Genomic DNA, 11223 nt, shown 5'->3' on the forward strand with positions numbered 1-11223 from the left:
AAGGCGGACAGGCGATGCGCACACTCCATAAACAGACATTCCTTCTGGCATCGATCCTGCTGGTCAGCGGCTGTGCAACCACCGCCACGCCGCCGTCGGCCAGCGCCCCGGTGCCGCCGACCACGATCGAGGCGGTCGGGCAGCTGACCAAGGCCATCCCCTTCCCGCGCGGCTATCTCGACCCCGCCGCCCTGCCCAACAGCCTGACCCTGCTGCCGCCCCCGCCCGCCCCCGGCACCGCCGCCAAGGCGGCCGACGAGGAAGCCTATCGCGCCGCGCTCGCCGCGCCGGCCGATCGCCAGGCGCTGGCGGCGTCGGACGCGGACCTGGGCTGGCCGCACATGGTCCAGTCGTTCGAGCCGATCGCCGGCCTGTCGCTGTCGGACGGCAGTCACCCGCACCTCACCATGTTGCTGCGCCGTGCGGCTGCGGACGCCGCCTTCTCCACCTCGCGCGCCAAGGGCCATTATCAGCGGGTGCGTCCGTTCGTGGAGCATGACGGCAATACCTGCCGCCCGCAGGACGAGCCGATGCTGCGCAAGGACGGCTCCTATCCGTCGGGCCATACCGCGATCGGCTGGATGCTGGCGCTGGTCCTGACCGACGTCATGCCCGACAAGCAGGATGCGCTGCTCAAGCGCGGTTATGAATTTGGCGAGAGCCGGGTCATCTGTCGCGCCCATTGGCTGAGCGACACGCTGGCCGGCCGGGTCGTGGCATCGGCCACCTATGCGCGGTTGCAGTCCGATCCGGTGTTCCGTGCCCAGCGCGAACTGGCGCGGCAGGAATTGGCTGCGTCGCACTGATCCAGCCGCTTTGCCTTTGGCGCGGAAGCCGCTAAAGCCGCGCTCCATGAGCGACGCTGCAGCAAAACCCGCCCCCAAGGACTGGATTCTCGGCATTCATGCCTATGTGCCGGGCAAGTCCGCCGCCGATGACGGCCGGCCGCTGATCAAGCTGTCCGCCAACGAGAACCCGCTCGGCACCGGCGCGGCTGCCCGCGCGGCGCTGGTGGCGGCGACGGCGGACCTGGCCACCTATCCCGATCCCGGCGCGGCCAAGCTGCGCGAGGCGATCGGTGCGGTCCATGGGCTTGATCCGGCGCGCATCATCTATGGCACCGGGTCGGACGAACTGCTGCATATCGCCGCCAGCGCCTATGCCGGGCCGGGCGACGAGGTGCTGTATGTGCGCTATGGCTTTTCGGTCTATGACATTGCCGCCCGCCGCGTCGGTGCGACGCCGATCGAGGCGCCCGACGCCGATTATGCGACCGATGTCGATGCGCTGCTGGCGGCGGTGACGGAGAAGACCAAGGTCGTCTTCCTCGCCAATCCCAACAATCCCACCGGCACCATGACCAGCCGGGAGGAGATTGCGCGGCTGCATGCCGGGCTGCGCCCCGACATTCTCTTCGTGCTGGACCAGGCCTATGCCGAATATCTGGACGCGGACGAGGATGATGCGGGGCTGGAACTGGCCAAGACCGCGTCCAACGTGTTCGTCACCCGCACCTTCTCGAAAATCTATGGCCTCGCGGCCGAACGGATCGGCTGGGGCTATGCCAGTCAGGATGTGATCGACATCCTTCACCGCATCCGTGCGCCGTTCAACGTGACCACCGCCGGCCAGGCCGCGGCGGTCGCCGCGATCCACGACCATGAATGGGTCGAGGCGAGCCGCGCCCATAATGCGCAATGGCGCGAATGGCTGGCGGGCGAGATCGCGTCCCTCTCCAACCATGGCCTGCGCGCAGTGCCGAGCCGCACCAATTTCCTGCTGATCCTGTTCGACGGCAAGCTGACCGCCGAGGCAGCGATGAAGGGGCTGTGGGACGAAGGCTATGCCACCCGCTGGCTGCCGGGTCAGGGCCTGCCCAACGGCCTGCGCATCACCATCGGCACCGAGGAACAGACCCGCGCCGTCGCTGCCAAGCTGCGCGCCATGGCGGAGGCGGTCTGACGCGATGCTGCCCTTTTCCCGTGTCACCATCATCGGCCTTGGCCTGATCGGATCCTCGCTGGCGCGGGCGATCCGGGAATATATGCCGACCGTGCGGGTCACCGGCCATGACGCCGACCCCGCCGTGCGCGAAACCGCGCGGCGCATCGACCTGTGCGACGACATCACCGATACGGCCGGCGCATCCGTCACCGACGCCGAACTGGTGATATTGTGCGTGCCGGTGCGGGCCATGGGCGCAGCGGCGGCAGAGATTGCCGACGAGCTGCCGGCCGACGCGATCATCAGCGATGTGGGATCGTGCAAGGCGGACGTGCTGGCGCAGCTGAACGCCGCTTTGCCCGGCCGCATCATCATCCCGGCGCACCCGGTGGCCGGCACCGAAAATAGCGGACCGGAAGCGGGCTTTGCCACCCTGTTCAAGGGGCGCTGGTCGATCGTCACCCCGCCCGCCGATGCCGATCCGGCGGCGGTCGAGCGGGTGTCGGAACTGTGGCGCCGGGTCGGCGCCGATGTCGAGATGATGGACCCGGCGCATCATGACCTGGTGCTGGCGGTGACCAGCCATTTGCCGCATCTGATCGCCTATACGATCGTCGGCACGGCCAGCGACCTGGAGAATGTCACCCAGAGCGAGGTGATCAAATATTCGGCCGGCGGCTTCCGCGACTTCACCCGCATTGCCGCGTCAGACCCGACCATGTGGCGCGACGTGTTCCTGGCGAACAAGGACGCAGTGCTGGAAATGCTGCAGCGTTTCTCGGAGGATCTGTCGACCCTGCAGCGGGCGATCCGCTGGAATGACGGTGACACGCTGTTCAACCTGTTCACCCGCACCCGCGCCATCCGCCGGTCGATCATCGAACAGGGCCAGGACGACGCCAAGCCCGACTTCGGCCGGTCTCACTGACCGTTAAGGGCTGAAGCCGGGTTGAGCGCGTTGATCGCGGCGTGGACGCGCACCTCGGCCTCCTTGCGGTCGAGGCCGGTGGGGACGATTTCGCCCACCTTGTAGGTGATGATGCCGGGGCGCTTGAGGAACTTGCCGCGCGGCGAGACGACGCCGCTGTCGATCGCGATCGGCACCACCGGCAGACCGAGCAGGCTGTAGAGGCCGGCAAAGCCGGACTTCAGCGGCGGCGCTTCGCCATGGGGGACGCGCGTCCCTTCGGGGAACAGGCAGACTGCCCGCCCCTGCGCCACGGCGTCCTTGGCGGAAGCGCGCAGGCTGCGCAGCGCACTGGCGCCGGCAGTCCGCTCGATCGGAATCAGGCCGTAGCGCCGGGCGATGCCTCCCCAAAAGGGAATGTCGAGCAGTTCGCGCTTCGCACCGATCACCGGCCGGTCGAACAGGCAGAGCAGGTCGATCGTCTCGAACATCGATTCATGTTTGACGATATAGAGATAGGGACCGATCGGCAGGTCGCCATCGACCACGATCCGCTGCCCCAAAATCCAGCGCACGCAAAGACGATGAAAGCGGCTCCAGCCGGTCGCCGCCGACTGGACATGCGCGGGCTTGAACATCCCGCCGATGACGGCCGCCAGCACGAAGAAGGCCGTGCCGACATAGAAGGCCAGCATGAAGATAAGCGAGCGAAGGGCAGTGAACAGGGTCATGGATCAGATACCAAAGAGCGCGGCCACGCGGCGCGCGAGATATTTATTATATTCCCGCACCAATATGGTGAGGCTGGGGCGGCTGGGCACCGCGTCATAGACGAGGTTTATGCGGCCCGGAAGCGCCTGACGCAGTTCGAGCGCGGAACGGCGCATATGCCAGTCGGTGGTGATGAGGCGGACGCTTTTATAATCGCGCCGTTCCAGCCAGCGCGCCGTCTCGATCGCGTTGGAGCGGGTGTCGATCGCCTCGCGCCCCAGGGTGATGCAGCAGGTGAAGAGCGACAGGCGGGTCTTATATTCGGCCGCCAGTTCGACCGGGCGGACCGACCGATCGACGCCCGAAATCAGCATGCGCTTGGCCGCGCCCTCCTCCAGCAGGGCCAGCCCGCGGTCGATCCGGCCGGCGCCGCCGGTCAGCACGACGATCGCGTCGGTCTGTCGCCCGTCGAGCGGCTGGGGCAGGAACATCGCGAACCAGGCAAAGCCCAGCATCCAGCCGAGCAATGTAACGGCGATCAGGCGGACGATCATAGCGAGCGCCCGAGCGCGCGCAGCACGGTCCAGCGGCCGGTGAGCGTCGACAGGAGAATGCCGGCAATCGGCAGCGCCGCGAGCAGCGCCCAGCTGGTCCAGGGCAAGGCGACGGCGCCCATCAGCTGCGATCCGGTGGCCGACAGGCGCGCGCCGATCAGCAGGATCACCAGCACGGCGAAGGAAAAGCCCAATGCGCCGCCCATGGTGGCGTCGAGCGCGATCCGGCGCTGGAACAGACGGGCGATCTGCACATCGGTCGCGCCCATCAGGTGCAGCACCTCGATCGTGGTGCGATGGCTGTCATGCGCGCCACGCGCGGCCAGCACGACGACGGCGCCGGTGGCAAGCCCCATCAGCAGCACCAGCCCACCCGACAGCCAGCCCAGCGCGGTGAGCAGGCCGGCGAGCGGGGCAAGGAAGGCGGCATGGGGTTCGACCCGCAGGCTGGGCGACAGGGCCGCGAGCGACCGGCGCAACCCGTCGACCTTGGCCGTCGCATTGCCGGGCGTCAGGCTGACGTCGATCAGCGCCGGGATCGGCAGGTCGCCGCTGGTCACATCGACGCCGAGCCAGGGACGCAGTTGCTGCGCCAGCGTCGCGGCCGGGACCGGCGCGACCTGGCGCACATCGCGATTGCCGCGCAGCGCCTGTTGCACGCGAGCGGAGAGACGGTCGCGCTGCTGCGCATCGGCCTCCACCACCTGAACCGTGGCGCGGCCGGCCAGATCGGCGCTCATCGCGCGGACGGCGGTGCCAAGGCCGAGCCCCGCCGCGGCGGCCAGCACGGTCAGGAACATCATGATCGCGATGATCCAGGGCATCGGCCCTGCCACCCGGCCGGCGGGCAGCAGGCGATGGCGCGCGGCCGCGGCGCTGCGACGATTGCCACCGGCCATCAGACGCCACCCTGCGGTCGGGGCGGATAGCGCAGCGCGCCGGTCGGATCGGCCAGCCGGCCCTTGTCCAGCCGCATCATCTGCGCGCTCGCGACCTGGGCCATCAGCGGCAGATCATGGGTGGCGACGACGATGGTGGTGCCAAGGCGATTGAGCGCCTCGAACAGGGTCATCAGGCGGCGGGCCATGTCCGCGTCGACGTTACCGGTCGGTTCGTCGGCGACCAATATCTCCGGCCGGCCGATCACCGCGCGGGCGATGGCGACGCGCTGCTGCTCCCCGCCCGACAGGGTCGCGGGCCGCGCCTGACCGCGATCGCCAAGCCCCACCCAGTTCAGCATTTCGCTGACCGGCGCGTCGATCTCGCTTTCCTCCATGCCCGCGACCCGCAGCGGCAGGGCGATATTGTCATAGGCGGACAGATGCGGGACCAGCCGGAAATCCTGGAACACGACGCCGATGCGGCGGCGGAAGCCGGGCAGGCGCTTGCGGGGGAGCGTCACCACATCCTCGCCGAACAGGCGGATCACGCCGCGACTGGGCCGCTGGGCGAGATAAAGGAGCTTCAGCAGGGATGTCTTGCCCGCGCCCGAGCTGCCGGTGAGGAAATAAAAATCGCCGCTGTTGAGCGAGAAGCTGACGTCGGACAGGGTCTCGCTGTCCAGACCATAGCGCAGGCCGACATTTTCGAACTGGACGATGGCCGACATAAGTGACGTGTGGCGCCGATGCGCTCCCTGCTTCCCCGAAGCCCTGCCATGGCACAGGCGGCGGGGACGCGTAAAGGGCAGGCCGACAAACTATCCCGCGCAATGCCGCGAGTCGCGCCCATGAGCGGGTCTGTGTTTCAGACTCTTGCCCTAGAGTCCCTGCCATGCCTATGAAGCAGAATGATCCTGGTGTGCCCCAATTGCGCGACGCGCTACATCGTGCCCGACACCGCCGTCGGCCCGGACGGACGCCAGGTGCGGTGCGCCGCCTGCAAGCATAGCTGGTTCCAGGAAGGCCCCGCCCCCGCGCCGCGCGAAGAGGCGCCCGAACCGGCCGCTCCTGCGCCGGTCGCGCCGCCACCCGCTCCGCCCCCGCCACCGCCTCCTCCTCCGCCCCCCGTGGAAGCGGCGCCTGCCGAAGCGCCGATGCGATTCACGCCGGCGCCCGAGCCGGAACCGGTCGCACCCGCGCAGCCGGAGGCCGCTGCCCCGCCACCCGTCGAACCCACGGCCGAACCGACACCCGCGATCGCGCCCGACTACCGGTTCGACGACATTTATGCCGGCGTATCGCAGCCGGCCGAAGAGGTGCCACCGCCACCGTCACTGCCGGCCAAGCGTCGGCGCAATGGCGCCAAGCTGCTGACCTGGGCCGCCGTCCTCTTCTTCCTGCTGGTCGCGGCCGCAGGTGCTGCGCTCCATTATTTCGGGCCGCCGGCCTGGGCGGTGAATATGGGCCTGGTCGCCGAAGAGGGCGATCCGGACCTGCTCTTCTATCTCTCCAAGCCTGCCGAGCGGCGCAAGCTGCCGACCGGCGAGCAATATTTTGCCTTTGGCGCGCGGATCGTGAACAGCGGCAAGCAGGCGCTGCCGGTGCCGCCGGTGCTGGTGCAGTTGCGCGACCGGCAGAACCGGCTGGTGTTCAGCTGGACCACCAAGGCGGACAAGGCCCGGCTGAAGCCCGGCGAGGAAGCGTCGATCAACGAAAGCCGGATCGACATTCCCAAGAATGCCGAGAATCTGTCGCTGACCTTCGTGGAATAAACCTGACCGTCAGGGATAACTGACGGTCTTGGGTCGGCCCTGCGGTATCGGGATATATTCCTGATCATCGCCCGGTATCAGCGGGAAGCGCATCGCCTCCCAATCCTCGCGCGCCTGCATCAGCCGCTCCTTGGTCGAGGACACGAAATTCCACCAGACATGGCGCGGGGTCGCGAACGCCTCGCCGCCGCACAGGACGAGATTGGCGCCATGGTCGCTGTGCAGCGTCGCCGGCACGCCGGGGCGCAGCACATAGAGGGTCTGGGGCAGCAGTTCGACGCCGTCGAGCGTCGCCGATCCCTGCCAGAGATAGAGCGCCCGTTCCTCCGCGATCGCATCGACCGGGATGGAACCGCCGGGTCGCAGCTGGATATCGGCATAGATGGTGTCGGCATAGGTCGAGACCTGCGCCGTCTCGCCCCAGAGCGTGCCCATGATGACCCGCGCCCAGGAAGCATGATCCTCCAGCACCGGCAGGCCGCAGCCCTCGACATGCTCGAAGGCCGGGTCGCATTCCTCGTCACGGTCCGGCAAGGCGAGCCAGGTCTGGATCGCCAGCAGTTTCTTGTCATGGCCGCGATCGGCGGGCGGAGTGCGTTCCGAATGGACGATGCCCTTGCCCGCGGTCATCAGATTGACCGCGCCGGGGCCGATCAACTGCTGCGTGCCGAGCGAATCGCGGTGGAGGAACGTCCCTTCCAGCATATAGGTGACGGTGGCGAGGTTGATGTGCGGATGGGGGCGGACGTCCACCCCCTGCCCCGTCGGCAACAGCGCCGGCCCTGCCTGATCGAAGAAGATGAAGGGGCCGACCATGGTCCGCTCCTTCGCCGGGAGCGCACGATGCACCTTGAAATCGCCCAGATCATGGGTGGTGGGCGTGATCGTCTGCAGCAGCAAATTGTCGCTCGACATGGGATGGCTCCTGTCGTTGGGGTCAGGCTTCTCCGGGCGCGCGGGCCTTGATCGCGAGCGCGTGGACCTTGTCGCGCAGCAGGTCGGCAAGCGCGGCATTGACCAGGCGCTGGCGGGCAACGCGGCTCTGGCCGACGAACCGTTCGGCGACGATCTCCACGGTGAAATGGCTTTCGCCCGACCCGTCATGGCCGGCATGGCCGCGATGCTTTTCGCTGTCGTCGATGACGGCGAGATGGGCAGGAGTCAGGGCGGCGCGCAGCCGCGCCTCGATTTCGGTGGCGACAGGGCCTTTGAGGTCGGTGGTCATGCGCCCTATATAGGCTGCTTTGCCAGCCATTCCATCAGGACAATCTTGAGTAGCGATCCCTTCTCGACCCGTCGTTTCAACCGTTTCCATGGCCGCGTGGAAAGCGACCGCCCCTGTGCCGTGCCCGGTTGCCCGGAACCGGGCGAATTTCGCGCGCCATTGCAGGAAGGCCACCGGTCGCATCAGGAGGGGCCCCAATGGCGCTGGCTGTGCCTGGACCATGTCCGCGCCTTCAACCAGGGCTATAATTTCTTCACCGGCATGAGCCCGGAGGAGATTGCCGCGGCCCAGCGCCCCTATGCCGGCTGGGAGCGGGAGACCCGCGCCTTTTCCAGCAATGCTGCCAGCCCGCCGCCCAAATGGTCGGACTTCCAGGATCCGCTCGACGCGATCGGCGCCAAGTTCAAGGAACGGGTGGCCAAGGCTCGGGCCGATGCGCAGGTGCGGCAGGACGGCCAGTTCCTGTCATCCGAGGATCGCAAGGCGCTGTCGGTGATGGGCCTGCCGATCGACGCCGACCGCAAGGCGCTGCGCACCCGCTATACCGAATTGCTGCGCCGCTATCATCCCGACCATAATGGCGGCGACCGCACCAAGGAGGGGCAGTTGCAGACTGTGATCGAGGCCTATGGCCATCTGCGCAAGGTGCCGGTGTTCGCTTAACTTCGCATATTTCCCGCTTATTTTGACATCAAGTTACAAGAGTTGGAAATCTTGCTGCGCGCGCCTGCCCAGCCTTATCCGGTCTAGCATCAGCCCCCGATGTAGGACAGGATGGCCTTGCCGGGTGGGAATGACGCTGCCATAGCGCCCGGCCCTCGATTTTCCCGGAGAGACCCCATGCAGGATCAGCCGCGCGCGCTGGGCCTTGATTTCGGCACGACCAACAGCGTCGCCGCCATCGCCGATGCCGGCCAGTCGGAACTGGTCGAATTTGCCGGCGCGCAGGCGAGCGGCGCGGTGTTCCGGTCTGCCCTGTGCTTCTGGCATGACAGCCATGTGAAGGGCGGCATGGCGCATGAGGCCGGCCCTTGGGCGATCGGTGAATATCTGGAGTTTCCAGAGGACAGCCGGTTCCTGCAATCGTTCAAGTCGGTCGCGGCCAGCCCGATCTTCGAAAGCGCCAGCATCTTCGAGAAACGCTATCGCTTCGAGGAACTGGGGCAGATGTTCCTGGGGAAGATGATCGGCCATGCCGGCGGCACGCTGGACAAAAGGCCGGAGCGGATCGTGGTCGGCCGGCCGGTCGAATATGCCGGCGCCCGGCCCGACGAGGCGCTGGCGCGGCAGCGCTATGATGCGATGTTCGCCGGCTTTGGCAGCGAGATTCATTATGTCTATGAGCCGCTGGGCGCGGCGTTCAGCTATGCCAGCCGGCTCGACAGCGCGGCGACCATCCTGGTCGCGGATTTCGGCGGCGGCACCAGCGACTTTTCGCTGGTCCGGGTCGAGGCGCCGGGCGCGGCGCGCCGCTGCGTGCCGCTGGGATCGGCGGGCATTGGCCTCGCCGGCGACCGGTTCGATTATCGCATCATGGACCAGCTGGTGCTGCCGATGCTGGGCAAGGGCGGCGCCTACACCTCCTTCGGCAAGGAGCTGGAGATACCGCGCAGCTATTTCGCCGATTTCGCCGACTGGTCGCGCCTGGCGCTGATGCGCAACCGGCGGACGATGGACGAGCTGGCCAAGTTGCAGAAGGCGGCGCGCGATCCCGCCGCGATCGGCCGGATGATCACCGTGATCGAGAAGGAGCTGGGCTATCCGCTCTATGATGCGGTCGGCGCGCTGAAGCGGGCCCTGTCGGACGCCGACAATGCCACCTTCCGCTTCGAAGGGGGCGGCATCAGAATCGAGACCGAGGTTGCACGCGCCGATTTCGAGCGCTGGATCGCGGCCGACATCGCCGCGATCGAGGCGACCGTCGACAAGGCGCTGGCCAAGGCCAATGTCGCCCCGGAAAGCATCGACCGGGTGTTCCTGACCGGCGGATCGTCGCTGATCCCGGCGATCCGCGACATCTTCTTCCGCCGCTTCGGCCATGACCGGATTGCCACCGGCGGCGAGCTGACATCGATCGCCCATGGACTGGCACTGGTCGGACAGGAGGCCAATCTGACCGAATGGGCCGCTTGATCGCCGGCCGCCTAGCCCCCACTGTCTCGACACACCCTTGCCCGATCGTTTAGGGCGAGAGTGACTCGCAGGAAGATGATGACGACATGACCGACATTTCCAACATCCAGCCCGATGCCCGTTCCGAGACGCTGATGGAGGCGCCCGACCGCGAAGTCGATGTGCGCGAGATGTTCGGCATCGACATCGACATGAAGGTTCCGGCCTTTTCCCAGGCCGATGAGCGCGTGCCCGACCTCGACCCCGCCTATGTGTTCGATCCGGACACCACGTTGGCGATCCTGGCCGGTTTCGCCTTCAATCGCCGCGTCATGGTGCAGGGCTATCATGGCACCGGCAAGTCGAGCCATATCGAACAGATCGCCGCGCGCCTGAAATGGCCGTGCATCCGCATCAACCTGGACGCGCATATCAGCCGCATCGACCTGGTCGGGCGCGACGCCATCGTGCTGAAGGACGGCCAGCAGGTCACCGAATTCAAGGAAGGCCTGTTGCCCTGGTCGCTGCAGCGCCCGGTCGCCCTGGTGTTCGACGAATATGATGCCGGCCGCCCGGACGTGATGTTCGTGATCCAGCGCGTGCTGGAAACCGACGGCAAGATGACCTTGCTGGACCAGAATCGCGTGATCCGGCCGAACCCGCATTTCCGCCTGTTCGCGACCGCCAACACGGTCGGCCTGGGCGACACGACCGGCCTTTATCATGGCACGCAGCAGATCAACCAGGGCCAGATGGACCGCTGGAACCTGGTGGTGGCATTGAATTACCTGCCCGCCGCGACCGAGGCACAGGTGGTGCTGGCGAAGTCGGGCGAGTACGACCATGAGGGCGGCCGCAAGGAGGTCGAGAGCATGATCAAGGTGGCGGAACTGACCCGCCAGGGCTTCATCAACGGCGATATCTCGACCGTGATGTCGCCCCGCACCGTGATCAGCTGGGCGCAGAATGCGCTGATCTTCAAGGATGTCGGCTTCGCCTTCCGCCTCTCCTTCCTCAACAAGTGCGACGAGGCGGAACGGCCGCTGGTGGCGGAATATTATCAGCGCGTCTTTGGCAAGGATCTGCCCGAGAGCGTGGCGAGCCGCGCGAACTGAGC

The 11223-nt window shown here is 67.0% G+C and carries 13 protein-coding genes; 7 read left to right on the top strand and 6 right to left on the bottom strand.

What is annotated here, in order from left to right:
* Window positions 1-14: 14 nt before the first annotated feature.
* The 3 genes from ACI6S0_RS17705 to ACI6S0_RS17715 are packed head-to-tail and all read left to right on the top strand — an operon-like array spanning window position 15 to window position 2872.
* Window positions 15-806: an acid phosphatase gene (locus ACI6S0_RS17705; RefSeq protein ID WP_434403780.1), complete on the top strand. Its 792-nt coding sequence runs from the start codon at window positions 15-17 to the stop codon at window positions 804-806.
* Window positions 807-852: 46 nt separating this feature from the next.
* Window positions 853-1962, top strand: a complete 1110-nt coding sequence (hisC, locus tag ACI6S0_RS17710) for a histidinol-phosphate transaminase (protein ID WP_434403781.1) — start codon at window positions 853-855, stop codon at window positions 1960-1962.
* Window positions 1963-1966: 4 nt separating this feature from the next.
* Window positions 1967-2872, top strand: a complete 906-nt coding sequence (locus tag ACI6S0_RS17715; RefSeq protein WP_434403782.1) for a prephenate/arogenate dehydrogenase family protein — start codon at window positions 1967-1969, stop codon at window positions 2870-2872.
* On the opposite strand, the gene ACI6S0_RS17720 is transcribed toward ACI6S0_RS17715, so the two are convergent.
* From ACI6S0_RS17720 to ftsE, 4 genes are read right to left on the bottom strand one after another with little or no spacing between them, the layout of a single operon-like run.
* Window positions 2866-3582: a lysophospholipid acyltransferase family protein gene (locus ACI6S0_RS17720; protein ID WP_434403783.1), complete on the bottom strand. Its 717-nt coding sequence runs from the start codon at window positions 3580-3582 to the stop codon at window positions 2866-2868. The genes ACI6S0_RS17715 and ACI6S0_RS17720 overlap by 7 nt on opposite strands.
* A 3-nt stretch (window positions 3583-3585) precedes the next feature.
* Window positions 3586-4116 carry a YdcF family protein gene (locus ACI6S0_RS17725; protein WP_010338644.1) on the bottom strand — a complete coding sequence of 177 codons (531 nt, stop codon included), beginning with the start codon at window positions 4114-4116 and terminating at the stop codon, window positions 3586-3588.
* Window positions 4113-5015: a cell division protein FtsX gene (locus ACI6S0_RS17730; RefSeq protein ID WP_434403784.1), complete on the bottom strand. Its 903-nt coding sequence runs from the start codon at window positions 5013-5015 to the stop codon at window positions 4113-4115. The genes ACI6S0_RS17725 and ACI6S0_RS17730 overlap by 4 nt, the downstream gene beginning before the upstream one ends.
* Window positions 5015-5725, bottom strand: a complete 711-nt coding sequence (gene ftsE, locus ACI6S0_RS17735) for a cell division ATP-binding protein FtsE (protein ID WP_010338642.1) — start codon at window positions 5723-5725, stop codon at window positions 5015-5017. The genes ACI6S0_RS17730 and ftsE overlap by 1 nt, the downstream gene beginning before the upstream one ends.
* A 180-nt stretch (window positions 5726-5905) precedes the next feature.
* Here ftsE and ACI6S0_RS17740 point away from each other — a divergent pair, with 180 nt between their 5' ends.
* The gene (locus ACI6S0_RS17740) at window positions 5906-6769 is read left to right on the top strand and encodes an MJ0042-type zinc finger domain-containing protein (RefSeq protein ID WP_434403785.1); all 864 of its coding nucleotides are present in this window, start codon (window positions 5906-5908) and stop codon (window positions 6767-6769) included.
* Window positions 6770-6778: 9 nt separating this feature from the next.
* Here the strand turns inward: ACI6S0_RS17740 and ACI6S0_RS17745 are convergent, their stop codons facing one another.
* Together ACI6S0_RS17745 and ACI6S0_RS17750 are read right to left on the bottom strand one after the other, a co-directional pair.
* Entirely contained in the window at window positions 6779-7684 is a 906-nt protein-coding gene (locus ACI6S0_RS17745) for a pirin family protein (RefSeq protein WP_434403786.1), read from the bottom strand.
* 22 nt (window positions 7685-7706) lie between these two features.
* Window positions 7707-7994, bottom strand: coding sequence for a BolA family protein (locus tag ACI6S0_RS17750; RefSeq protein ID WP_004208941.1), 288 nt, complete (start codon window positions 7992-7994; stop codon window positions 7707-7709).
* A gap of 45 nt (window positions 7995-8039) precedes the next feature.
* Here ACI6S0_RS17750 and ACI6S0_RS17755 point away from each other — a divergent pair, with 45 nt between their 5' ends.
* The 3 genes from ACI6S0_RS17755 to cobS all read left to right on the top strand — a co-directional run bounded on the left by ACI6S0_RS17755 (window position 8040) and on the right by cobS (window position 11221).
* Window positions 8040-8657, top strand: a complete 618-nt coding sequence (locus tag ACI6S0_RS17755; protein ID WP_099233283.1) for a J domain-containing protein — start codon at window positions 8040-8042, stop codon at window positions 8655-8657.
* 177 nt (window positions 8658-8834) lie between these two features.
* Complete coding sequence (locus ACI6S0_RS17760) at window positions 8835-10127, top strand: Hsp70 family protein (protein WP_434403787.1); 1293 nt, start codon at window positions 8835-8837, stop codon at window positions 10125-10127.
* 86 nt (window positions 10128-10213) lie between these two features.
* Complete coding sequence (gene cobS, locus ACI6S0_RS17765) at window positions 10214-11221, top strand: cobaltochelatase subunit CobS (RefSeq protein ID WP_004208944.1); 1008 nt, start codon at window positions 10214-10216, stop codon at window positions 11219-11221.
* The last annotated feature ends 2 nt before the right edge of the window (window positions 11222-11223 follow it).

Source organism: Sphingobium sp. DN12, from assembly GCF_051058005.1.
In the GTDB taxonomy this organism is placed as follows: Bacteria; Pseudomonadota; Alphaproteobacteria; order Sphingomonadales; family Sphingomonadaceae; genus Sphingobium; species Sphingobium yanoikuyae.